The 24,362-nt window shown below is 39.5% G+C and carries 22 protein-coding genes; all 22 read right to left on the reverse strand.

What is annotated here, in order from left to right; translation table 11 throughout:
- Window positions 1-86: 86 nt before the first annotated feature.
- A complete protein-coding gene (locus ACE1OE_RS16650; protein WP_449211696.1) occupies window positions 87-1,052 on the reverse strand; it encodes an alpha/beta hydrolase in 966 nt (321 codons plus the stop codon).
- A gap of 386 nt (window positions 1,053-1,438) precedes the next feature.
- Window positions 1,439-1,732: a hypothetical protein gene (locus ACE1OE_RS16655; protein WP_449211697.1), complete on the reverse strand. Its 294-nt coding sequence runs from the start codon at window positions 1,730-1,732 to the stop codon at window positions 1,439-1,441.
- 114 nt (window positions 1,733-1,846) lie between these two features.
- Complete coding sequence (locus ACE1OE_RS16660) at window positions 1,847-2,116, reverse strand: Txe/YoeB family addiction module toxin (protein WP_449211698.1); 270 nt, start codon at window positions 2,114-2,116, stop codon at window positions 1,847-1,849.
- Window positions 2,109-2,363, reverse strand: a complete 255-nt coding sequence (locus ACE1OE_RS16665; RefSeq protein WP_449211699.1) for a type II toxin-antitoxin system Phd/YefM family antitoxin — start codon at window positions 2,361-2,363, stop codon at window positions 2,109-2,111. Before ACE1OE_RS16665 ends, ACE1OE_RS16660 begins: the two co-directional genes overlap by 8 nt.
- A 332-nt stretch (window positions 2,364-2,695) precedes the next feature.
- Complete coding sequence (locus ACE1OE_RS16670; RefSeq protein ID WP_449211700.1) at window positions 2,696-4,657, reverse strand: polysaccharide biosynthesis protein; 1,962 nt, start codon at window positions 4,655-4,657, stop codon at window positions 2,696-2,698.
- Window positions 4,658-4,817: 160 nt separating this feature from the next.
- Window positions 4,818-5,993: a DegT/DnrJ/EryC1/StrS family aminotransferase gene (locus tag ACE1OE_RS16675; RefSeq protein WP_449211701.1), complete on the reverse strand. Its 1,176-nt coding sequence runs from the start codon at window positions 5,991-5,993 to the stop codon at window positions 4,818-4,820.
- A 35-nt stretch (window positions 5,994-6,028) separates the two neighbouring features.
- The gene (locus ACE1OE_RS16680) at window positions 6,029-6,655 is read right to left on the reverse strand and encodes an acetyltransferase (RefSeq protein WP_449211702.1); all 627 of its coding nucleotides are present in this window, start codon (window positions 6,653-6,655) and stop codon (window positions 6,029-6,031) included.
- Window positions 6,652-7,263, reverse strand: a complete 612-nt coding sequence (locus tag ACE1OE_RS16685; RefSeq protein WP_449211703.1) for a sugar transferase — start codon at window positions 7,261-7,263, stop codon at window positions 6,652-6,654. Before ACE1OE_RS16685 ends, ACE1OE_RS16680 begins: the two co-directional genes overlap by 4 nt.
- Complete coding sequence (locus tag ACE1OE_RS16690) at window positions 7,247-8,506, reverse strand: glycosyltransferase family 4 protein (RefSeq protein WP_449211704.1); 1,260 nt, start codon at window positions 8,504-8,506, stop codon at window positions 7,247-7,249. Before ACE1OE_RS16690 ends, ACE1OE_RS16685 begins: the two co-directional genes overlap by 17 nt.
- Complete coding sequence (locus ACE1OE_RS16695) at window positions 8,503-10,317, reverse strand: heparinase II/III family protein (protein ID WP_449211705.1); 1,815 nt, start codon at window positions 10,315-10,317, stop codon at window positions 8,503-8,505. Before ACE1OE_RS16695 ends, ACE1OE_RS16690 begins: the two co-directional genes overlap by 4 nt.
- Window positions 10,314-12,455, reverse strand: a complete 2,142-nt coding sequence (locus tag ACE1OE_RS16700) for a bi-domain-containing oxidoreductase (protein WP_449211706.1) — start codon at window positions 12,453-12,455, stop codon at window positions 10,314-10,316. The genes ACE1OE_RS16695 and ACE1OE_RS16700 overlap by 4 nt, the downstream gene beginning before the upstream one ends.
- A gap of 8 nt (window positions 12,456-12,463) precedes the next feature.
- Entirely contained in the window at window positions 12,464-13,621 is a 1,158-nt protein-coding gene (locus tag ACE1OE_RS16705) for a glycosyltransferase (RefSeq protein ID WP_449211707.1), read from the reverse strand.
- A gap of 14 nt (window positions 13,622-13,635) precedes the next feature.
- Window positions 13,636-14,892 carry an O-antigen polymerase gene (locus tag ACE1OE_RS16710; protein ID WP_449211708.1) on the reverse strand — a complete coding sequence of 419 codons (1,257 nt, stop codon included), beginning with the start codon at window positions 14,890-14,892 and terminating at the stop codon, window positions 13,636-13,638.
- A gap of 3 nt (window positions 14,893-14,895) precedes the next feature.
- On the reverse strand, window positions 14,896-15,999 hold the full coding sequence (locus ACE1OE_RS16715) for a glycosyltransferase family 4 protein (RefSeq protein WP_449211709.1): 1,104 nt from the start codon (window positions 15,997-15,999) through the stop codon (window positions 14,896-14,898).
- The gene (locus tag ACE1OE_RS16720; protein WP_449211710.1) at window positions 15,996-17,198 is read right to left on the reverse strand and encodes a glycosyltransferase family 4 protein; all 1,203 of its coding nucleotides are present in this window, start codon (window positions 17,196-17,198) and stop codon (window positions 15,996-15,998) included. The genes ACE1OE_RS16715 and ACE1OE_RS16720 overlap by 4 nt, the downstream gene beginning before the upstream one ends.
- A gap of 4 nt (window positions 17,199-17,202) precedes the next feature.
- On the reverse strand, window positions 17,203-18,135 hold the full coding sequence (locus ACE1OE_RS16725) for an acyltransferase family protein (RefSeq protein ID WP_449211711.1): 933 nt from the start codon (window positions 18,133-18,135) through the stop codon (window positions 17,203-17,205).
- Complete coding sequence (locus ACE1OE_RS16730; protein ID WP_449211712.1) at window positions 18,107-19,243, reverse strand: acyltransferase family protein; 1,137 nt, start codon at window positions 19,241-19,243, stop codon at window positions 18,107-18,109. Before ACE1OE_RS16730 ends, ACE1OE_RS16725 begins: the two co-directional genes overlap by 29 nt.
- 17 nt (window positions 19,244-19,260) lie before the next feature.
- On the reverse strand, window positions 19,261-20,052 hold the full coding sequence (locus tag ACE1OE_RS16735; protein ID WP_449211713.1) for a hypothetical protein: 792 nt from the start codon (window positions 20,050-20,052) through the stop codon (window positions 19,261-19,263).
- Window positions 20,053-20,145: 93 nt separating this feature from the next.
- Window positions 20,146-21,342 carry a lipopolysaccharide biosynthesis protein gene (locus ACE1OE_RS16740; RefSeq protein WP_449211714.1) on the reverse strand — a complete coding sequence of 399 codons (1,197 nt, stop codon included), beginning with the start codon at window positions 21,340-21,342 and terminating at the stop codon, window positions 20,146-20,148.
- Between the two features lie 6 nt (window positions 21,343-21,348).
- Window positions 21,349-22,089, reverse strand: a complete 741-nt coding sequence (locus ACE1OE_RS16745) for a 3-deoxy-manno-octulosonate cytidylyltransferase (RefSeq protein WP_449211715.1) — start codon at window positions 22,087-22,089, stop codon at window positions 21,349-21,351.
- A 2-nt stretch (window positions 22,090-22,091) separates the two neighbouring features.
- Window positions 22,092-22,751, reverse strand: a complete 660-nt coding sequence (locus tag ACE1OE_RS16750) for an HAD family hydrolase (RefSeq protein ID WP_449211716.1) — start codon at window positions 22,749-22,751, stop codon at window positions 22,092-22,094.
- On the reverse strand, window positions 22,735-24,348 hold the full coding sequence (locus ACE1OE_RS16755) for an aldolase catalytic domain-containing protein (RefSeq protein WP_449211717.1): 1,614 nt from the start codon (window positions 24,346-24,348) through the stop codon (window positions 22,735-22,737). Before ACE1OE_RS16755 ends, ACE1OE_RS16750 begins: the two co-directional genes overlap by 17 nt.
- Between the last annotated feature and the right edge of the window lie 14 nt (window positions 24,349-24,362).

Here is a 24,362-nt window from a genome sequence, read left to right on the forward strand (position 1 = left end):
ACTTAAAAAACCAGACATTAACCCATCGGTGAACAATGCCTGGTTAGGGTTAAATGACTATGACTAGGACGCGAATAAGGTCCTAGTCAGCCATCAAGTCGTTGGCTTTTATCACCCCTGACTCGACCGGTTTTTATCGCCTCAAACATCGTCTGAATAATTGGGCTGATATTGCCTTTCTTATCGGTTAAAAAGTAGCTATGCCCAGCAGGGTAATCAAAGCGATTATTAAAGCCATCGCAGTCAAACTCGTACACCTTTTTCGGCAATAGCGATAAATTTTCTGGCCCTGTCATACCCAAACGGCGGGATGCAGTAATGTTTTTCAGGTTCGCGACTTTCGATGCCGACATCGCTAAATCATCACTGGCATAAAATACGAGTACATTTTTGCTAGCATCGACAATGTGTCGACCGGGTTCCTCTTCTTGCAAGCAGTGGTTTTCCACATCCGCTGCGACCATAAACACGTTTCTAAACAGTTGTGGCATCCCTCCTAATCGCTCATCCTCTACCCAAGATTTCATGGCGTTTTTTAATACGCGATTGCCCATGGAGTGCGCCAACACATTCATGCGCTTCAAACAGGGAAACTGTTGCTGCACACTGCTGCGGCGCCACACATCAAATTTATAAAATAAACGCGCAAAAGCAATACCAGAATGATCAGCCGCCTTTTGGTCATCCCAATAATCATCCACTAAGGCAGCACCATGATCATCGTCACACGGCCAAATAATCGGCACGACCAAAACTAAACCTTTTTGCTGCTGATCTAGCACCGTTTGCAGTTCGTTGGTGCGCTCAAAGACGTCCGGCTCCATATTGTTATTAAATCCGTGCAGGTAAAATAAAATCTGAGTCTCATTGGGTAGTGCCTTGAGCTTGGCAAACAAGGTTTCTGATAATACTTCCACATAGTCCCCGCTGGCGCGACGCTCACAAAAGTAAAGCCATTTAGAGATATCGGTATTTTGATAATTAAAAGAAATGGCACGGTTCTTTTTAGAACGCGCTGATTGGTTGGGAATTCGGTTGGTAATGAAAAGCATAGGGTTCCTCTCACAATGGTATTCATCAAAGGTTAGTTAGGAAAACCGCTTTAACATGAGAGAACTCGCTAGCTGCGAGTGAAGAAGCATTTTGCTGTTACCACCGCATTCAAAGTTGCAGGGTTCTGCCTTATCGCCCCGCCGCCCCATCACAAAGTTGTACTTAAACAAGTACGTAATATATTGAAGTGTGTTTTAGCAAAAGAGAAGACCAGTATGATGTGTAATGAATTACTCAGAGGTACGCTCAAACCTTAAGAATGTTTGCGATTAAGTCATTAATGACTGCGATACCAACTGTACTAGAAAATCTATCTGAAAGTAGAAGTTAATTACGTGGGTGGGTCAGTTTTACTTCGGCGATAACGTCGATAAGTGGGTCAATTTTAAACTGGCGTTGACACTGGATTTAAATCGACATATGTCATACAGCTAAGCAAGGCTTGAGACTTAAAGCACCCTTCCCAGAACCGGCCTTTACAGCCCTCTTCTTTATTGGCCTCACGTGCGACATACTCATTAAGATTACGCATAAACCAAGAGATATTGCTCAATCGGTCACGCCACTCATCTATGAGTTCGAGCGTTTTGCGCGTTTCAGCTTTGGACTTTAACTCGCCTTTGAGCCAGCGAGTAACTAGCATGGGTGCTTTGTATAACGTAGTCCAACGCTGAGCCACCTCTTCATCACTCCAAGACTTTGCGGTAGCGGTATCGACATGCAGTACTAAATGGTAGCGTCAATTATATGGGTGTCCAATTTATTCTCGTTTATTCTGCTCTTCTAATAAGGCTTAATAATGGTAACGACAGGAAATTATTGTTACTGCGTTATCATCAATTGCGTACACAAGCCGATTAGTGTCATCAATACGGCGAGACCAAAAACCAGATAAGTTCTCTTTTAACGGCTCTGGTTTACCAATACCCTCAAATGGAGAGCGCTTAACATCATTGATGAGTTTATTGATGCGCTTAAGCGTTTTCTTTTCTTGCGTTTGCCAATACAGGTAATCATCCCAAGCGTCGTCAGTCCACGACCGTATACGCTGACTACTACTCATCAATTAACTCTCGTGCTGTTGTTCTACCTGCACGGTACTGTTCTATCGAGCGGTTTAGATGCTCAGCGTTTTTAGGAAAGCGTAGTAAGTGCACTGTCTCCATAAGGCTATTGTAGTAGTCTAAAGACATCACCACTGCATCTTCAGAGTCACGACGTGTAATAACTGTTGTATCAGCATCGTTAACTACACCGTCTAAAACGGCTTTGAGACCATTTCTAGCTTCAGTAAAAGATACGATTCTCATAAGAATCTCCACATGTACATTTAATGGAACAAGTGTAGTCTTTATCACTCTACTTGTACAGTGAGTTGAACATACGATTTTTTTGGAAAATTGGGAAATCTATGGCTGTCCTGTATTTTTTCTCTCAATCAACTTTGAAAAACAGAATGTCGCTTAACCGAGTGTCCAGTGTTGCTGGGGCAGATCAAACATGACTAAATATGGATGGAAGGATAGCAAGTTTGGTGATGGAAGCTAAAGTAAAAGCCACAAACAAAAAAGGCAACCTGATGAGAGGCTGCCTTTGGGTTTTATGATGCTTTCGCTAGTTTTATAACGCTATGTTTATAACACTAGGCTTTTTGCACCATCACGCTTTCATCAAAGTCGATCACATTATCTTGTCGCTCGACTTGCCTCGATACCCAAACCTTATCGCTAATGCCATCTGACGGGGCAAAACCCGTGGGTGCATCTAACAATAATTGGCGAATTAGCTCGTGGTTCATATCATGGCAAGCGTTGTCTAGGCGCTCTAACAGGCAATCATACTCAGCAAGCGGTAAGCGCACCTCTTTTGCGGTCATAATCCGCGTGTGCGCGGTTTGGCTAACGTTGTCGCCAATCAGCAACTCTTCATACAGTTTTTCACCGGGTCTTAAGCCCGTGTACTGAATTTCTATGTCGCCGTTTGGGTTAGCTTCATCTTTCACTTCCATCCCCGACAGGCTAATTAGGTTTTTCGCTAAATCGGTGATTTTGACTGACTCGCCCATATCAAGCACAAACACGTCGCCACCTTTCCCCATGGCACCGGCTTGTATCACTAACTGCGCCGCTTCAGGAATGGTCATAAAGAAGCGAGTAATATCCGCGTGGGTCACCGTGAGCGGGCCACCGTTGGCGATCTGCTTTTTAAACAAAGGAATCACTGAGCCAGATGAACCCAGCACATTACCAAAGCGCACCATACAAAAACGCGTACCGTTTTCTTTTTTCGCTTCTTCTTCCGCCAAGGCTTGCAGGCCAAGTTCCGCCATGCGTTTCGTTGTACCCATCACATTGGTTGGGCGCACGGCTTTGTCGGTTGAAATGAGCACGAACGATTTCACATTGGCGGCAATCGCTGCTTTTGCGGTGTTGTACGTACCGTAGATGTTATTACGCACACCTTCTATCACATTGTATTCGACCAAAGGCACATGCTTGTACGCTGCGGCATGATAAACCGTGTCGACTTTAAAGGCTTCTAGTGAGGTTTGCAGGCGATGAAAACGCTGAACCGAGCCCAATAATGGAATAATCGCCACGCCGAGATCTTCACTGTCATTAATTTGCGTGAGCTCACGATCGATTTGATACAAGCCAAATTCAGACAGCTCAAACAAAATTAACGACTTCGGCTTTTGCAATAAAATCTGTCGGCAAAGCTCAGACCCAATCGACCCCCCAGCGCCTGTGACCATCACCACCTGATCACGAATGTTTTGCTCCATTAACACCGACTGAGGCGCCACGGCATCTCGCCCTAGCAAGTCTTCAATCGGTACGTCTTTTAGTTCATCAATGGTCGCTTTACCCGACACGATGTCTAACATGTCTGGCACGGTTAAGACTTCTGCGGGTAACGGGGCTAGCTTTTCAATAATCACCTTACGACGCGCGCGAGATGCACTGGGTACCGCCAGCAAAATCTGTTGCACTTCGTATTTTAAGATTAAGCTGTGCGCGTCATCCATAGGGATAACAGGCAAGCCTAGTATGACGGTATTGGTGAGGGTTCTGTCGTCATCAATAAAAGCGCGCACTCGGTATTGCTCGGAGCTTCTTAGTGCCAGCGCTAACTGCCTGCCGCCAGAGCCTGCGCCATAAATCACTACTTCTTTGCTGCTGCGGGTGTTTCTGGTGGCGAACAATGAGCGCACCATTAACCTTGGCGCGCCGCAGAAGAGCGCTAAGAATGCGCCGTAGATGATAGGGACGGTTCTTGGGACTTGTTCTTGGAAGTAGAACGCCAGCACCGCCAGCACTATCGCAGACAAGGTTGCGCCTAATGTCACGACAAAGAGGGCATGAAAGGTGAGATAACGCAGCAACGCTCGGTATAAACCCAGCTTAGTGAAAATAATGATCGTCGATACAATAACCAGAACCGATATTATGTCATAGTCGGTATTATTGAGGTAACTAAATTCGCCTAATCGTGTCCACATTGCTAGGTGCAGCGATATAAAAATTAATACTGCATCAATGAAAACACTGATCAGTCGTTTTTGCCCGCGCGATAGTTGCCATATAAAATGGATATGCTGCATAAGTTTTCTCTTCGCCAACGAATGTTTATTTTAGAATAATGAGCATCGTCAGCCGCGATTGGTTAACGATGGAATTATAGAATAGAAAGTACAAAGAAGGAACGGCAACTCTGATGTTAAGCCGACATCAGAGTCGATATGAAAATTGCTCACACTATTATTAACGCTGTGCTTGTTGTAAGACGCTCTTAATGGCGTAGCACATTTTTTCTACTTCTTGCGACGTTAACGTAGGGTGAACTAAAAACATTAGACTGGTTTCTCCTAGCGCCACGGCATTAACTAAACGCTGCTTTGGTCGCCACGGCGTGCCATCAAAGGCTTTTTCTAAATACACTTCTGAGCAGCTACCTTGAAAAGCAGGTACGCCTAGTTCCACAATAGCGTCCACAATTTTGTCTCGTGTCCAGCCTTCTGCGAGCTGTTGCGGTTCAACGAACAAGTAATGCTTATATTCCGCATGTTCACTATATTCCGGCACCTGAACGCGACGTACCACTAGCAAATCTGCCACCGCATCATCAATTGCTTTGCCATTCGCTTGGCGCGTTGCTGTCCAGTCTGCCATACTAGTAAGCTGTATGCGACCAATCACGGCTTGCATTTCTGTCATGCGCCAGTTGGTGCCAAAGCTTTCATGTAGCCAACGAAAACCCGGTTCGTGCTCGCGATTATAAATCGCGTCATAGCATTTTCCATGATCTTTGTAAGACCACATAAACGACCATAACGCTTTGTCGTTAGTGGTAACCATGCCACCTTCACCACCTGTGGTCATGATCTTATCTTGGCAGAAAGACCACGCACCAATATGACCGATAGACCCGACACTGCGGCCTTTGTACTTTGCACCGTGTGCCTGGGCACAATCTTCAATCACCTTGAAGCCGTGCTTTTGAGACAGCGCCATAATGGCATCCATCTCTGCTGGCATTCCTGCAAGGTGAACCACGATTACCGCTTTGGTTTTTGACGTTAGCACCGCTTCGATGGTTTCTGCGGTAATGGCCTGGCTATTTAAATCCACATCCGCAAACACAGGGCTTGCACCCGAGGTGACAATGGACGAAGCAGACGCTAGGAAAGTACGCGATGTAGTGATCACTTCATCACCCGCACCAACATTTAATGCCTTAAGCGCGACATCTAACGCAAGGGTGCCATTACCCAATGCAATGGCGTACTCGCAGCCTGCCCAAGCTGCGAATTCTTTTTCAAACTCACGACCTTCTTGACCAGTCCAATAATTCACCTTGTTTGAAAGTACAACCTTACTTACAGCATCCGCTTCTTCTTTAGTGAAGCTAGGCCATGGAGAAAATGGTGTGTTAAGCATCTTAAAATACCCGTCAATCCCGTGAAAACGGGAATCTATTTTTTGATAAGCGCATGAGCTGGAGTGCCCACTACGGTTTGAAAACTTGGAACATTATTGATAACGGTTGAACCAGAACCGACGATGACTTCGCGGCCAATGACGACAAGCTGATTAACTTGGCTTCCTATCCCGATCCAAGAGCTTTCCCCAACTTCAACACCACCGGCTAAGTTTGCGCCAGGGCTAATGTGGACGCCTTCAGCGAGCTTGCAATCATGATCGACAGTAGAGCCTGTGTTAATAATACAGCTCGCACCAATGCAACTAAAAGGGTTAACAACCGCATTCGCCATCACGACCGACCCGGCACCAATAGTGGCATGTTCACTTAATGTTGCTCTAGGGTGAGCAATCACATCAAAGACTGCACCCGCTTGGCTTAACTCTCTTTGTTTGGCGCAACGGGTCGTATTATGACCAATGGCGACAATAGTAATGTCATACTCTTTCACGTTAGCGAGAAGCGTGTTTGTATCACCAGACACCGCCCAATGTTCGACAGAGGTCAGGTTTGGCCAACGATCATCAAAGAAGGAAATGTTTCGATAGCCATTTAACTCTGCTATCTCTGCCACAACCTTGCCATGTCCACTGGCACCTAGAATGGCGCAGCTTTTCATGATTGGCCTTTACCTTGATTCTGAGAACCAGTAAAAGGCTCTATGGTGACGTGGCCATCTGCGGATATCCCTTCTTTTACGAAGACCTTTTTTACCGTTAGGAACAAAATTTTAATGTCTAGCCAAAGGGTCCGGTTATCTACATACCAAACGTCTAACTTGAACTTATCTTCCCAACTTATCGCATTTCGTCCATTAACTTGCGCCCAACCTGTTATACCCGGATGAACATCATGACGACGAGCTTGTTCTTTATTATAAAGAGGTAAATATTGAACAAGTAATGGACGCGGCCCAACCAAGCTCATATCACCTTTAAGTACGTTCCATAAGCCAGGTAACTCATCAAGACTAGAGTCTCTGAGCTTTTGTCCGAAAGGTGTCATTCTTTCTGAGTCAGGTAAAGGGTTACCTTCTTTGTCGGTAGCATCTTTCATAGAACGAAACTTAGTCATTTCAAAAACAGTTCCATTCAAACCAGGCCTTTTTTGTTTGAAAAGAACAGGAGAGCCAAGGTTCTTGCGAATCTTCCACGCAACTAAAGCAATGACAGGAAATAGCAAGATAAGCGCGATAAGAGAAGCAAAAAAATCAAACAGTCTTTTCATCGTCCACTCCTGAAGAAGCCACCTCTGTTGCATTAACACCCGTCACCCAATTAACCCATTTATCCGCTAATAGAGCGCGGTCAAACTGGTTTTCAGCGAGTTGACGTGCATTCGCCCCCATTTGAGTCAGGATTTCTCTTTGATCTGCCGCTTTCTCTAACGCGTCAGCAAATGCTTTGGGGTCTTCAGGCTGAACAGAAAACCCACATTGCGTTTGATCAATCATTCCCGCTAACCAACCTGGGTAATTATTGATAACAGGCAATCCTGCCGATATGTAGTCGAAAAACTTGTTGGGAGATGTACCGTAATAAAAGGCTGGAATATTCGCTAATAACTGCATACCTACATCTGCACTTGCCATTAAACCAGACAGTTTTTCTTTATTTACCGGCGGATGAAATACTACATTATCTAATGTTAACTCTGCCGCTCGTTTCTCAAGTTCAGGCTTTAATTTACCTTGTCCAACTAAAACCAGTTTAATGTCCTCTCGGCCGCGTTGACTGAGCTCAACGGCAGTATCTAAAACAGCGTTGAGACCATTTGCCATGCCATGAGTGCCTGTAAAAATCGCCATCAGGTCGTTATCTTTAACTCCCTCAGGACGCCAAAGTTCGCTTGGTTGGCTAAAGATAGATAAATCACAACCATTAGGCACCATCGTTATTTTGCTTTCATCAACGCCGCGCTTTTTAATCCCCTCAACAATACCTGGAGATAAACCAATACAACGATGCGCGCTACGGTAAGATGCCCACTCTAAGAAGGACATCAGCGCCAGAATGACAGGATTTTTGATTACCCCCATCTCTTTGGGTAATTCTGGCCATAGATCTCGCACTTCAAAAACAAATGGCTTGCCACGTAACCAGCGAGCAAATATACCCGGAATTCCAGCGGTAAGAGGCGTTGTGGTAGCAAAAAGTACATCGTATTTTTCAGTAAAGGCAAGGCCAATACTTTTCAAGGCAAACTTAACAAACGTCATGCTGCGTTTTAAAAAGCCATCTGAGTTTGAATAAGCCAAATCAAATTCTATGATGCGAATACCATCAACAATACCTTCGCGTCTACCCGCGGTAAACACAGAATCGAGGCCGGTTTCGCCGCCACCGTAAGTACCACAAACCATAGTGACATTATGCCCATGATGAATCAGGCGCTTAGCCATTTCATAGGAGCGTATACCAGTCGAACCTTTTGGTGTTGAGAAATGTTGATGAAAATAAAGAATATTCATGAGTGAAATTGGTACTCTGTTGTAATGTTGCCATCTGACGAAATCTCTACCTCAAGAACGGAGATAGAAGTTTCTTGGTAGTAATAGCGGGACTCTCTGCCTTCTACGATTTCTAAACGTTCAATCTTTACGTCGCTATCGATTTTGATCTCGTGGTTGCCATTCGTCACCTTGTGACCTTGCACCACCCAATTATCAGGACTTAGTCGCCATCGAAGGATTGCTTTACTTTTAATGCCTTGCACTTGGTCTTTTACAGTAAGAGAGGTTTCCGTAAGAGAGATATGTCGCTGATGCTCGCACCCCAAATAGTCTCGATAACCTGCTTGCCCAGTTAACTTATGCTCATCAAAGCTAACATCCTTTGCTTTCAACCAAGCCCCTAACAGGAAACGACTAAGCCTTGGCATTTGCTCATTACCATCAAATTGAATCGTGTTGTGACTTTGTGTCCCGCCATAGTAATCAATGTAGTCTTGCCCCGCGTTGTAGCTGAACGTGCCACCGTCGCGTAGTAGATTGATACCATCTAACCAAAGGTCAACGTGAAGCGCATCGTTTTGTGCAGGCCTAAATCGAAACTTAGGGTAGTTGAATAAGGCAAATGCACCAACTTGATTTCTCAACCCAATATAGCCGCCGTGTTGAAAATGAAATGATGTAGGTTTAGATAGGACTTTCTCTGGCTTTTTAATCTGCAATAAAGAAAGCGCCTCATCATACTCACCTTTCTTTTGCCAAGCAGTCGCTTGAAGGAAGATAACAGAAGCTAACTGAACAGATGGTCGGAAGTCTCGATAATCGCTGCACGAGAGCGGTAATAAGCGAGCGCCATCGTTGTGGCCAAGGTTGGGGGCATCGCCAGTTGATGGTTCAATTAACTGGTAAAGCCATTGAGTCGCAAAGCCTATTTTTTCGGTCAATTCGCGAGTAAATGGATCGAGTTCTAGTTCTCGACGCCAAAGCTCTGCCATTGAATAGGTATCTAACATAACTCTGTGGTAGTTCACGGAGTATTGACTGAACGTCCCATCTTTAGCGACAAGATGTTTCGCCCTGTTCTCTAGCCACTTACGCCCCTGTTTTTGCAAACAGGCGCCACTTTTATCCCCATTAATAACCAACCAGCTTCCACCAATAAACAAGGCCGCGGCCTCTGATGTACCATGATTATTGTCTTGCGCTACGGCATAAGAGATCGTTGGCGCGATTCGTTGTAGGTGTGCTTTTATCAATGCCAAAAGTGCTGGCTCAGGGTTATGAACTTGGTTAAGCAGTTTAGCGGTAAATGCCAAGTGCATCACCCGTATTGAAGCTTCTTGCCCACATTTCCAGTTTGGCCCCAAATAAGGCGCGTTCTGGTCCATCCAACTTCTGGCGGTAGCGTTAAGTTCTTCTAAAGCAGCACCCCTACCTGCAAGGTAGTCTCTCGCTAAACCCAGAGCCCAATCAAACCTTGATGCTTCCCAAATGCCTTTGATATCACCAACATTTGAATCAAAGTCAGCCAAGCTAAACCAAGGCTTATTCATCTCCGAGAAGCGATGCTCAGTTAATACACTTTGATCCCACCTCAGTTCACTCGTAGACAATTTTGGCAACCAACCAAATGGTGACAGTTTGTATTGCTCTGCACATTCACTTTGGCTTAAGGACACCATTGGGCGGAACAAAATCCCCGATACAAGGGCTTGAGAAAGACGCTTAACAGGGTTCAATCCACTTCGGACACCGATTTGATAGATAGCAACTCGAGCTAAATTGAAAACTCCCAGATCTTTTGCTGTTTGCGCTTTTAGTTTAAGGCTCATCGTTGATTTCGTAACTGCTCAGCAATTTCAATGGTCACTTTGGCCACTTCAAACAGTTCACGCGCTGTAATCGGCGCTTCAGTGCCCTTCTCAATCGATTCAAGGAAAGCCGCAGAACACGGTGTTTGACCTTTATCTTGCTTCCAAAGATTCATTTTTTTGAATCCAGGCCAGCCAAAACCTTTGAGTTTACGGAAATTATCTAGCTGTAAGACACGACCAGCGGAAAAAACTTCAACCCGTTCTTTCGGGAAACTAGCCGCACCATTTGCTAAATACTGAATAGTGCCGAAAGAACCATCAGCAAAACCAAGAATAATAGCGGCCTTATCTTCCGTGATATCAACGCTATCAACATCACCCATTCGGCGACATTGTACTGACGTAATTTCTGAGCCAGCAAGGAAGCGCATTAAGTCAATGAAATGACAAGCTTCACCAATAATACGACCACCACCGACTTCATTATCTTGTGTCCAGTGCTCTGCTGGAATCGCTCCTGCATTCATGGTCATCATAAAGCTCTTTGGTTCTTTAACTGATGACAGCAGTTCTTTCATTTTTTGAACTTGAGGAGAGAAACGACGGTTAAAACCCACCATCAACTTTGGTGCTGCTGTTTGGTTTGCAACAGAATAATACGTTGCCTCTACCTGTGCCAGCTCTTCAATAGTGATAGCTAATGGCTTTTCAACAAAAACGTTCTTACCCGCATTTAATGCATCACATACAAACTTAGCATGACTATTATGACGGGTAACAATGGCAATGGTATTGATTTCAGAATCATTAATCATCGCAGCTGTGTCAGTAGTGGTTTTAGCAAAACCCGTTTTTTCACCATGCGTTACGCCGTTAATACCGCCTGATGTCGCAATGGTATGTAACTGTGCTCCACCTTCTTTAAAGGCAGGGATAAGCATGCGAGATGCATAGTTACCAGCGCCAACAAACCCGACAATGGGCTTATTCGCTTCAAATGTCGCTGTTACATCAAGCTCAACCGTCGACTGATGCCTTGTGTTAATTTCACTTTGGTATTGCAGTAAAATACCTAATGCTGATTTATCAGAGGTTAGTAAATCATAAGCTTTAGGTGCATCTTCAAACTTGAATCGATGTGTAATAAGCGGTTTTACATTAACCTGGCCAGATGACATCATATCCAAAATAGCTTCAAAGTTACGTTGCTCAGTCCAGCGAACAAAAGCCAGTGGGTAATCATTGCCATTGTCTTCATAATCTGGGTCATAACGACCAGGACCATATGAACAAGAAACCTGGAAGTTAAGCTCTTTTTCGTAAAAGTCAGCACGGTTTAATTCAAGTCCAGTTACACCCACTAATATGATGCGCCCACGTTTACGTGACATACGTGCGGCTTGTGTAACCGGATCATTAGATTTTGTTGATGCTGTTATGATGACACCGTCTACACCATTACCACGGCTAAACGCCATACCAGCAGCAACTGGGTCTTCACCTTTGCCAGGGTTACAAACTTCAGCGCCAAACTGCTTCGCAAGCTCAAGCTTTGCATCATCAAAGTCGATCGCCAGAACACGGCAGCCTTGTGCACGTAGAAGTTGCACGGTTAACAGACCAATGAGACCAACGCCAGTAACAACAAAAGCTTCGCCTAACGTTGGTTCAGCTAGTCTGATACCCTGAAGGCCAATACTAGCAACAACAGTAAAAGACGCTTCTTCATCTGAAACGTTATCTGGAACAAGTGCGCACAAGTTTTTAGGTACACGAACCACATCAGCATGAGGCCCATTAGAGACAACACGATCGCCTTCTTTAAAGCCCGCAACACCAGCACCTACTTGATTTACGACACCAACATTACAATAACCAAGCGGTAATGGTTGGGCCAACTTAGACTGTACAGCTTCAACTGTTGTTATAAGCCCATCTGTTTGTACTTTTTCAAGTACCATTTTAACTTTATCCGGTTGCTTACGTGCTTTGTCTAATAGGTTAGCTTTACCAAAATCTACCAACATTCGCTCTGTGCCTGCTGAAATAAGTGAAACCATTGTGTCAATCAAGACATTTCCCTTAGTTACACTCGGTGATGGGGATTCGACCAAATTTGATCCCCCCTTTGCCATATCTTGCAATACTTGTAACATCTACTCACCTAAATTTTATACGCCTTTACCGATATATCAGCCAATTCACACCATGAGTGATTGGTCCTAACATAATCCGACGATGCTTTACCAAATAATTCTAACGCCCTTGGGTCTTCTAGCATTTTAACAATCGCCTCGGCCAAAGCGATTGGTCTCTGCTGCACTTCAATCAAAGCTCCAAAGTCACGGGCTTCTTGCATGTAACAACCCGGAGTAACTATACAAGGGATAGAATAACTCATTGCCTCCAAAACAGACATAGCCATCCCCTCAGAATAAGAAGCATGGATAAAAACATCCGATGCACTGAAAAGAGCAGGTTTAAATTCGTCACTTACAAAACCATACCAGATCACATTGTCGGAGATGTTATTGGAAATAATTATTCTTTTTAATTCATTAGTGTAATATTCATCCTGGTTAGGATCTCCAGCAATTATAAGAATAACGTTAGAGTTGCTAGTCAAAGCAATTTTTAATGCATCAACAATATAAGTTATCCCTTTCTTCCTAACTATACGACCAACAAACAATAAAACCTTTGAATCATAACTAATAGAAAGCTCTTGCTTAAGCTTCAATCCGGCTTTCTTATCATCTGGATTGTAATACTTTGGAAATCCTATTCCGTTTGGAAGAACTAGAACATTTTCATTCAACCCAAAATAACGCAACTGTTTTTTTTCATCATGCGTTAATGCAAAGACACATGATGAATTTCTTAATAAGTACGACTCAAAAAATTTTATATATACGCGTTTTTTAAGATGCTGAAATTTAAGCCCTGAGAAAAGTTTAACATCTAGAGCCCCATGCGTATGACATGCTAGCTTAACATTATTATTAACCGAAAAATAAGCAACCTGAAAGTTAATAGGGTGAAAGGTGCTATGGCAATGAATAATATCAATATCTTTTTTAATCAACATCAAACTATTTATTAATTCAAATGACAATTTAACACCAAAAACTGTATATGAATCAAAATATTTAATTTTCAATCCTTTATAATCTATATCTGGACAGTTCTTGTTTTCTTTTAGCGCCCAAATTTCAACATTAGCACCATTTTTATACTGAGCCAAAGCCAAATCAACGACAACCTTTTGCACACCACCACGAAAAACGCCTGGAACACAATCGTAAACAACATGTATAATCAAAGATAACCTCAAAATTAACGAAACTTAGACCTAGAAACACAATATGCGACAATTATTGGCAAATTGTAAAAAATGCCAAACATGACAAATGAGACCAGTCCATCTCTAAAAACCTGTATCCAAGTTGTCATAAAAACAATATAAACAAATAACTCTGCATTATTCTTAGTATAAAATTCAATAGAATTATACCATCGAGAAATTAACCAACCTAAAAAAGCAGGGATTAATATCACACCTAGATAACTAAAGTTAGCGTAAGCCTCACCTATATAAGTTATAACTCGCCCTTCCAAATCGTATGGTCTTTGAGGAGTCGAAACTTCAATAATGTGGTCACCTAATCCTGGTTTGCTTGGGTATATAAATCTTGGTATTGGCAAGGAAATTATTGACAAGTATGTTTTACCAAAATATAAACCATCAGACCTATCATAAAGTGTTAGGGCTCCTGAATATTGATCCAAAAGGTAACTTTCCCTATTTCTATAATCTTCCTCTAAACCAACAGCAATATAAAAAGAATGCTTTACTTTTTCCATGTCCCCTTCTTGATAAGCCTTACCTACATCTTTCAAAAAAGGAAAAACCATTATAAAAACTAAAGATAGGATTAGGTGATGAAACTTAGGAAATAAAATTTTGTGATAATTACAATAGAATAAATAACATAAAAACAAAGGAATAATTAATTGTATTCGATGATACCCCTGAACTGCAACAATTGTTACATATATAAACAGAGGTACGTAAAAATACCATCTAATCCCTTTAAAATAAACCAGCATTAGTAAGATTGATGGAATCCAAAGCGATGGTATACTAATAAATCCACTATTAAAATTTAAATTTGTGGTCTTAGTCATTACAAATGACAAAATTCCAACAGGAAGAAAAAAGATGCAAACTAGAAGGATAGAACCATTTGAAAATCTAAAGTTAGGGCGTTTGATCGGTTTTAAAGATATAGTTCGTTCAAAATACTTAACCTTATTACAAGCTAGAAAGAAAGAAATAGAGAATACTAGTAAAGAAATATCAGCGAGTATGACACCTCGCAATATTTCATTATCAGTTATAGATTCAAAATAACCTCTGGTTTCATACATTTTTGGCGAACCAAATAAAACAGACCAACCGCGAATAGAAAATGCATAAACATGGAAAAATAAGTATATAAATATCGGATTGAAAACATTTGATTTTTTTACAAAATAAAAAAACACAACAGTTACGAGCAATGCATCGAATAATAAAGCAAAGGCTAACAAAAACTACCCCTTTGAATTGATTTTGTGTTGAAAAATCACATCTAAAAAGCTTATTGCAGAGTTTTCTATGCTATACAACTTTGATAGTCGATTACATTCTTGATGACTTTTCAAAGTATCTAACTCTCCTAGCATCTCGATGTGTTTTTTTATTTTTTCGGGTTCACTCACAGAATAAATGAAGCCATTAATTCCATGATTAACTAATGTCGAAGCTGAGCCACAATCATCAGAAACAATAACTGGAGTTCCAAAGGCTATAGCCTCGTTAACGACCAACCCCCATGGTTCATCTCGTGACGGTAATATCAACGCATCGGAAGCACAGTATAAATCCTCTAACTCTTTCGTCTGTAAATGTCCCAAGAAAAACACATTCTTAGATGCTATAGAGCGTAATTTCTGTCTCATCTCTCCTTCACCAGCAATAAATAAATAGTAATTTTTGGGTAAATCATCAATTACTGATATTAACAGTTCAACATTCTTCCTCTCTATTAACCTCCCAGAATAAACTAGGATAATCGAGTCCTCTTTAAGCAATTTATTACACAGAAAATCTGCACGAGCACGGTTTCTTCTACCTAGAGAAATTTCAACAAAAGATCTAGTCGACAGATATTGGTTTATAATCTTTCCATCCAAATCCTTATTAATACTTTCTATATACTCTCTAGAAACCAATCCATTAGCTAAAATTTTATATGCATTAGTAAATATAAGTAACTTTAAAAATCGAGTGATTACATTCCCTCCACCTTTAACTCTAGATGGGGAGATACCATCAAAAAAAATAGAATACTTCTTATTGAAGATGATACATAAAAAAATCAAAATGAGACAAGTAAAATCCTTGTATCCACCAATAATAAAAGAATCATGCCTTCTAAAAATATCAATTATCCCCTTATTTAAAACGCTTCCTTTAAAAGAAAATCGTTCTCTCAACTCTACATAACTGAAGTCACCTTTAACCGTCCAATCACGATCATCGGTCATCCCCTGAGTATAATAAACCGTTAATTCATCATATTGTTTTGATATTTTAGAAAATAACAATTCACGATATGGCGTGCAGATGTTAGTAATAATTGCTACACTTCTCACAAGTTCAATACTCCCTTCAATTTATTGGTAACTTTCTCTAACGAATAATCTTCTACTCGCTCTATGGCGTTGTAAGAAAGGTCTTGTAAAGTAGCAGAAGAATCCCGAAACTTTAAAAGAGCTTCAACAATTGCATCCTCATTCCTACTTTGAATTTGATAACCATTGGTACCATTTTGAACAACCTCCCCACAGCACTTTGTTGCAATAACAGGCAAGCCTTTGCTCATAGCTTCTAATTGAACCATTCCAAATCCTTCTGAGAGGGTTGGGAATACTAGCACATCACACCGCTCATATAGTTTGTTTAGTTCCTCATGACTCAAATGCCCTAATAAATTTACGTTCCAGTTTTGCTTCTTATAAAAATCAATATTTATATCCAAGCTGCCTGCCGCATAAAATTCGAAAGCAGAGCAATCTAACATTTTTGAAGCTTCACCAAAGTAATAAAAACCTTTTGCAAAACTAATGTTACCCACAAACAACGCTTTAATAACCTTAGATTTACTTAGGGTCTTTGGGATGCTTGTCGAAGAGCCAGAAAAAGTTAGAGGTACAATATTAATTTTTTTATCATTAACCCCATGTTTTATAAGCGACTCTTTACTATATAATGAGTTTACTATTATTTTATCAGCAAGAGTCCACTCTTCTCGAATCCGTTCAATAAAAGAATCATTAGGAACTAAATGCTTATGATCTTTTAACGCACCTCTAACTTCGAGTTCACTGTGAAGAACGTCATACCACTCTAATCCAGGATCTACTTGTCCCAATACAGAGTATGCGCCAACTTCTTTGTTAAACTTCATTAACTCTAGGCTTTCGCAGGTGTAACCGAAAGTAGCTGACTTATCATTAACGTTGTGCTGTAGATTGGACACTGACCATGAAGAAAAATCACGCCCTTCCGAAATCCAACGATCAAACCTATTTTTTCCCTGGTGTTTAACTATGTACTTCATAATAATCGAATTACAATTCCTAGATAGCACATTAACGTCAGACAATTCTTCTCTGTAATATTTTGAAAATTTTGGTATATTTTTAATGCTTCGTTCAATAAGTGTAGAATCACTAAACCAAAGATTAGTAGATAATGAACTTAATATAGACAATTGGTTCATCATAGTTGGAATTGAGTAATTTTCACGCCTATCTTTTTGACACACATGCCAAGTATCATACACTTTCATATTATTAAAACCTAAGGATCTTGAAAATTTCAAATTTATGAACAAACTTTCCAATGAATATACATGACATAATTACAAAAAAAACATATGGCACAAACATAATCAAACTGAAATCATATTTATCGGTAAAAACGAAAAATAATAATGGCATAACTAAAGGAGCATGCCAAATATATATTGAAGAAGAAAACTTACCAACATATGGTAATGCTGGGATACAAAACCCTAACGAATTAATAATTTTTATCATCAAATACAAAAGTAACAATAAAATTATTGACGTTGCATAGTAATATCCAGATAAGATAATTAAAGTTAATAACAACAAAAAAAATATAAAATCGTAATTTCGTTTTTCAGCCTCAATACGCTTAATGAGCGCTCCTATTGAGTATATAAATGAGTATAGATAAATAAGATTGAAATTTCGACCATAAGGAACTGATTCATAACCAGCATTAACAAATAAACACAGTGAAAAAAAACAAAATAGGTATAACGAATATTTCCCAAGAAAAACATCAAAAATGCAGTATGAAACACTGATACCAAACAAAAAAACAAGAAAGTATAACTGAGGTGCTACAGGGTATATATAGTACGTCCAAAAATCTACACTGCCTAATTTCCCTAAAACAAAAAAAGACACGCCATAAAATGTGCAGAATATCAAATAGGGTATAAGTAAACTAAAAAATTTTTTCTTAGAAAAGTCAATTAGGAATTCTATGCTCTTATTTTTATTCGAGTATAAGTAACCAGAACAGAAAAAAAAGGATAAAACAGACCAATAAAAAGCGTACTTAATATCTTCTATCATTGCAGCTGTTACATCGCCTAGCGAATGATTAAATGAAAAATGAAGAATGACGACGCCTATTATTGACAAGCCCTTTAAAGAATCTATGTTACGTTCCCTCAAAATAATTACCCCCACGTTTTCTATTTAGAATCGCCCTAACTCTAGAAGTATTCCTCTCGAAGCAAAACCAAAAACAAAAACAAAAACAAAAACAAAGTGTAATCATTACCGTAATTAAGAACAAACAAAAACTAAATATATTTAGATCCAACCTTTCATCAATCTTAAAAAATGATATAAGCAATAGCAATACAGGTAAATGTATAGCATACATAGAAAAGGATACAGCTGATAATCTATGTGCCATTACTCTTACTTTTGGACTCCTACAGGCATACTCATCATTATGAAATAGAATAAACAACCCAAATGATATCGCTATAAAAAAATCTTCAACATTATTTTCTAAAATATCTAAAGTACTAAAACCTACCGATGAAATAAAAAGAAAAAACATAATTAATGACAAGTTTTTTATTTTTACATATCTATTTGAGAAATTTACGCTGATAAAACCAACCACAGCGCCAATCATCCAAATAGAAAAATAATAATTACCTTTCTCTCCAAGGATATACATTATAGAAAAAATAAAAAAAATGCATAGAGTTTTATAAACTAATAAATTAGATTTAATTGTTATTAAGATCAATGGAAATAATATATAACTCCAAAACTCGTAAGATATACTCCATAAAGAACCATTACTTCCTGCAACAGGGATTATATTAGTAGGAATGAAAAATAAATTAGAAATAACATTTACAAAATTTATACTATCCAAGACAACATATGTAATAACACTACTTCCAATTTCCCCTAAGTATACTTTACTTTCAGGGAAAAGATAAATTCCGATAATATCAAAAGCAACCCCTAAAAATACCGCAGGGACAATAACCACCAAAAGTCTAGTTAATCTGTCTTTTAGGTATATACTCCAGTACCAACCATCATCATTCATCTTATAAATAACACTGCGACTTATTAAAAAACCACTTAAAACAAAAAAAACCAAGACCCCTTGGTGGCCCAAGCTTGTTATCGAGTAAAACAATAAGGGAAAGACTGAAAGGCTCCCATCCCAATTAATAAAAAGTAAACTCCGAAGGTGCCCTATTAAAACAAGTAGTGCAGCTATGCCTCGAACTAAATCTAAGGCAATATATTCTTTTTTTTTCATAAATATAATTATTCACCTTATTGTTCTAAGCTAAAAAAACTCAAGTTTTCATGAGATACATATAATTCACTAGAGCAAGAATAATGATAAACGGTGATTCTGTTATTTTTCGACAATAACTTTAATATTAGAATCTCAGATATCACATCATTATACATCATGTACTTTAACATGGAGTTACTTAAATTAAAAATTTGAGGGTGGGGCTTAAATATATAATTAGAAAAGTCACTACCATTTTTTATTTTAAGAAAATCCTTAGCAAAATCATAATTCAAATCATTTGAGGTTAAAAATAAGCATACATCGGTATTTATCGGAAATTTTTCATTTTCCAAATCAAATATCCTATCAATTACACTCTCATTATAAAAATAACACTCTGTAAAACTCATTGGGAATGGGATAATATTAGCTTTAGAATTTCTATTTATAGTAAGATATCGTTCTTTATTATGTAAAAAAATTCCATCGGTTTTTTTTCCCTCTCCCATAACCATATTAAACACACCTAACAATCCTAAAATATTATATATTTTGTACCATTTGGTTGCTTTAGTAACTTTTATCACGCCTGAATACGTGCCAATTCCCTCTTCGTATACAAACAATCTATTTCCGCGCTGGTTTTTCTTTATAAAGTCACAGGAAGTGTAAAGATCACTATCTACATAAATATCAAAATCAGAGTCTAAACCTATATGATTCCATATTTCATCTCGATTTTTTACTTTATGTATAAGATGCCAAGAATCGTCATACTTACAAACTCGATCAATAAAATCATCTCCCCCTCTAAAATTAGGCACGAAGACAAGTACGTTTTTCTTATCGTTCTTGTGTTTAATAATATTCAGACAGTTTAGATATTGCAGAGGCTTTGTACATATAAACACATTCATTTATCGTTCTTCCAATTTCATAAGAGATATTCTACTCACAATGAAAACCAGTATGAAAAAAAATAACATCCCAAAGCCAAATAAATATATTGCGATGTCTGAATGAATATCATTCAACCGAATAAACAACAATAGTAAAACACCAAATATAGCTGAAGACATCTGTATTTTTAGTATCATTTTATTCAATGACATACTCCGAAGAAGAGTAAAAAAAACAGCTCGATATGTTATTAAAAAACTAAAAAGTAATGCACACGGCACGTATTCAACAGATTTAGAGTAATGAACACCAAAAACAACAGGTATTACATAAGGTGATGTGATGTAAATCACAAAGCCAACAGAAATAATTGATAGAACACAAATTATATTTACTTTATAAAAATAATTCAATTTAATTTCAGCCTGTTTCATTATTGAGATCGACATGGTAGATAATGACTGCTGGATAATAGTTAGAGGTGTTAAAACAATAGTGAGTGCAATTGTGTAATAAGCCATTATGTCTGAAGTATAGAATGTGGATATTAATATTTTATCAAACTGTTGATTTATTGCAGTTACTAATACAGAGCTTGATACAACGAAGATTAATCTCCATCTAATATTACTATTGGATGATTTTATATTTTCAATTCTTAGCATTATCAAAAGCAATACAGAGTTTGAGAAAATGAGAGAAATTAAAACGTTGTTAACACTTAATGACGTGATAGACATAATTATGCCAAGCACCATTAAATGAGTAAAAGGGACAATGACCTTGTAGATTGATACTTTAGAAAAACTCCCTAATATAGTAGCTCTAGATATTAATACAGTTGAAATGATACTTATAGGAAATAGTAATAAAAAATACCAATAAAAATCGAAATATAGGTTAATAATGAAAGAAGATACGACAAATACTAATAAGGAAAAAGCAAAAATCTCTGCTAAGCTCACATAGGATGATTTGGATCTACTTTCCTCTGAAAATATTAACTCCTTTATAGTACCACTTCCTATAGAGGTAAATAAAGATACCCAAAGTACGATTTCAGCCAAATAGCCTCTTGAAGATACATCCATATTTCTCGCAATTATCACACCTGTGAACAGGCCTATAATAGCTATAGCTGAGTTAGAAAAAAGTAGCTTTACAATTCCTCTGCTATTAATGATTGATGTAAGCTTACTTGGTAAAACACTCATACATCATTACTCAGTTTTTTGGGTCATGGCGAGCTCTACTGCCATAACATCATCTGCTATATCAACGGCTAATGAGCCAGCTTCAACCTCAACCATATCCACCACGTAATCCGATTCTAAAAAGCGTAAAATTTCAATGTCTTCAACTTGCTCATGGCGCGTTTTCACTTTGTTGCTATAGAAAAATGCTAATTGTTCTTTTGAGAAGGCGTAAATACACACCTGCTTGTAACCAAACTGATATTCACCCGTTTTAGTCTGAGGAATGCCAGCTCTACTCATGTACAGTAGCTTACCTGATTGGCTGAATGTAACCTTAGGTACGGTAAAAGAGCGGAACTCTTGCTCTGAACTGATAGCGCACATGGCGTTAGTCACATTACCGCTTTTTAAAAAAGCCTTAATCACTGTATTGATGTCATCTGGATTGATAAGTGGCTCGTCTCCTTGAACATTCACGATGAAATCACAGTTAAGCTTTAAGTTGGCTTCTGCCAGTCTATCGGTGCCCGTTAAGCATTCCGAGCTTGTCATCACGACTTGACCACCAAATGCTTCAACGGCACTTTGGATACGAATGTCATCGGTTGCCACGTATACTTTTTCTTGACCCGCAGCTAAGCAGCAACGCTCCCAGACGTGCTGTATCATTGGCTTACCACAGATATCAACTAATGGCTTTCCCGGAAACCGACTTGATTCGTAACGTGCTGGAATGACGACAGCAAAGGTTTTTTCATTACTCATGATTAAAATCTCACAGTTGAAAAATCATCGATAATCAAGTGTTGATGCAAGTGGCATTGCTCAATCATCTTCTCTTTTACATTGGAATAAGGCGCGTAAAACACAAAGTCGATTTGGTTCTGTTGAGCTGACAACATATCGGATTCAGCATCACCAAACATGACTGCATTTGTGTTGTTTTCTTGCTCAAGAATATTGCGGATAAGCTCGGTTTTTTGTGTTGGTGAGCCAAATACACCATCAAAGCGAGCATCGAGATCTCTCTGGACAAAAACATCTCTTAACTCACTTTGTTCAGAGCCACTCGCGACATATCGTTTGCCCTTGCACTGCTCAAGAAACGACATAAAACCGGGCGTCAGCTGAGCAGTTAAGTATAAGGTACGGCACTGTTTGGAGAAGTCCGTCAAAATCAGCTGCTCAAGTTCACTTCTTTTTTCTCCTTCAATAGTGAGGATGTTATCCAGAAAGTGAGCAACATGATGAAAGCGAGACTTACCAAAGTTATGGCGGAAATAGTCGACACACTCCACGATGAGGTCTCGAGCCGAAAAATGCGCCTCCAGCGCATTTCTCATAGCTTCTATTTTCAATTGGTTGGAGTCTAAAATGACTCCATCACAATCAAAAATGTATAACTCGTATTCACTTAACTGGGGCATAAACAGAGCCTTTAGCTATCGGGTAGCTAGTTGGAGTCAAAGAGGTGATTTCTAAGCTCCTCTCGTGAGCATGGTAAAGGTTCAATATGTCTACCATCTCTTGTTGACGAACGTCATCTTGAGCATAACCATCAAAACCAACCACTGAAATCGTATTCACGTTTGATTCCAATAAAGCACCAAGAACGTAGGCCGTTGTGATGTCGTATGGTGTTGTCGTGTAAGTGCCTTGAGTTGCAAACGTCTCTTTTACAACTTCGAGTCCATAATCAATTAAATTTACATCTTCAAGCTCTGACAACTCAGAAGTCGTAAAGCGACATTTTGGAAGGATGATTGGTTTATCTAACCCTTTGTAAAGCTTTGACTCTGACAAGAATTTTGAGTTGTGAGAAATCGCGTAGTAATCCACTAACTCAGGTGCAATATGCGCTGTTGTATTGATTGAGATAACAACAGGCTGAGTATTTTTTATGTACATCTCAATCGCTGATGCGTATTTCTCTGTATTTGAAGCGTTAGCAATGATGAGGACATTTTTGCCATTAAAGAGCCCTTGTGTATCTTGGCTTCCGGTCACCTCAACCTTGCTGTCGGAAAAGCTCAGTGCTGTATCAAGTACCACACCGTTGTATGATGTGGTGCCCTCTAGCTTACTAAGGTAGTCAATTGCGCCAATGATTTCGTCAGTTCCGTAGTGCGTACTAGATAACAGATTCTGAATATAAGTTGGATGTACATCATTTTGAGCGCCTAAAAAATACAGCAAGTTGCTGCCCCAACCATATTCTCTTTGCATTGCTTCAAAGTGGCGGATAACCAATTCATAGATTGGCTTTGGTTGGTATTTTGAATCACCTTTATCGAGATAAGCAAGAAGGCTTTCAGTTTGAGTGTTGCCTGCGCCGCGACCCATACCTGTCACTGTCGTATCTAGCCAAGAAACACCGGCTTCCATTGCTGAAAGTGTATTATCTAAGCCTTTTCCCATATTGTTGTGAGTGTGGATACCCATAGGGCCTGTCCAATGAGTACGAAGCGCTGTTACGATACGCTGCACTTCTTGGCTATCCATATTGCCCAATGAATCAGCAAAGTAAAGGACATCTAAGCCTTCCCAGTTGACTGCCTGACATGCTTTATCAGCAATCACGTCGTTGGGCTTACCGCCAGCTTGCATGAGATTGAAGCCTACGAGATAACCTAGTTTTTTTAGGTGAGCAACGATAGGTGCTGAAAATTCTACTTCATTGAAATGTGCGGCAACACGGACTAAGTCAACTTTACTGTCAGCCGCTGGCACGAATAGCGCATCAATTGTTTCTTCGATTGGCATACCTGACTCAAGGATAGTTTTGGCATCAACCATCACACCGTATGTTGGACCATTAGGTAGAGTTAAAGTATTGATGAAATCTTCAGTCGTGTAAGCGAATGCGCCTAGAAAACCAGCTTTAGGAAAGTTACGTAAGCCTAACTCAACGTAATCGATATTTGCACTTGCTACGCTGCTAAGATATTGTTCGATGACTTCTGGGGCAAAATCCCAATTGTTGTAGTAGCCACCGTCACGCAATGTACAATCTAATATATACATATAAATATCACTTA

It is taken from the genome of Vibrio sp. E150_011 (assembly GCF_053544015.1).

Excerpts from the sequence above, each read along its gene's own strand:
- ACE1OE_RS16660 (WP_449211698.1), bottom strand. The coding sequence starts at position 2,116 with ATGAGTAGTAGTCAGCGTATACGGTCGTGGACTGACGACGCTTGGGAT.
- ACE1OE_RS16750 (WP_449211716.1), bottom strand. The coding sequence starts at position 22,751 with ATGCCCCAGTTAAGTGAATACGAGTTATACATTTTTGATTGTGATGGA.
- ACE1OE_RS16680 (WP_449211702.1), bottom strand. The coding sequence starts at position 6,655 with ATGAAAAGCTGCGCCATTCTAGGTGCCAGTGGACATGGCAAGGTTGTG.
- ACE1OE_RS16730 (WP_449211712.1), bottom strand. The coding sequence starts at position 19,243 with ATGAAAAAAAAAGAATATATTGCCTTAGATTTAGTTCGAGGCATAGCT.
- ACE1OE_RS16665 (WP_449211699.1), bottom strand. The coding sequence starts at position 2,363 with ATGAGAATCGTATCTTTTACTGAAGCTAGAAATGGTCTCAAAGCCGTT.
- ACE1OE_RS16650 (WP_449211696.1), bottom strand. The coding sequence starts at position 1,052 with ATGCTTTTCATTACCAACCGAATTCCCAACCAATCAGCGCGTTCTAAA.
- ACE1OE_RS16670 (WP_449211700.1), bottom strand. The coding sequence starts at position 4,657 with ATGCAGCATATCCATTTTATATGGCAACTATCGCGCGGGCAAAAACGA.
- ACE1OE_RS16695 (WP_449211705.1), bottom strand. The coding sequence starts at position 10,317 with ATGAGCCTTAAACTAAAAGCGCAAACAGCAAAAGATCTGGGAGTTTTC.
- ACE1OE_RS16755 (WP_449211717.1), bottom strand. The coding sequence starts at position 24,348 with ATGTATATATTAGATTGTACATTGCGTGACGGTGGCTACTACAACAAT.
- ACE1OE_RS16740 (WP_449211714.1), bottom strand. The coding sequence starts at position 21,342 with ATGAGTGTTTTACCAAGTAAGCTTACATCAATCATTAATAGCAGAGGA.
- ACE1OE_RS16745 (WP_449211715.1), bottom strand. The coding sequence starts at position 22,089 with ATGAGTAATGAAAAAACCTTTGCTGTCGTCATTCCAGCACGTTACGAA.
- ACE1OE_RS16685 (WP_449211703.1), bottom strand. The coding sequence starts at position 7,263 with ATGAAAAGACTGTTTGATTTTTTTGCTTCTCTTATCGCGCTTATCTTG.
- ACE1OE_RS16700 (WP_449211706.1), bottom strand. The coding sequence starts at position 12,455 with ATGTTACAAGTATTGCAAGATATGGCAAAGGGGGGATCAAATTTGGTC.
- ACE1OE_RS16720 (WP_449211710.1), bottom strand. The coding sequence starts at position 17,198 with ATGAAAGTGTATGATACTTGGCATGTGTGTCAAAAAGATAGGCGTGAA.
- ACE1OE_RS16690 (WP_449211704.1), bottom strand. The coding sequence starts at position 8,506 with ATGAATATTCTTTATTTTCATCAACATTTCTCAACACCAAAAGGTTCG.
- ACE1OE_RS16675 (WP_449211701.1), bottom strand. The coding sequence starts at position 5,993 with ATGCTTAACACACCATTTTCTCCATGGCCTAGCTTCACTAAAGAAGAA.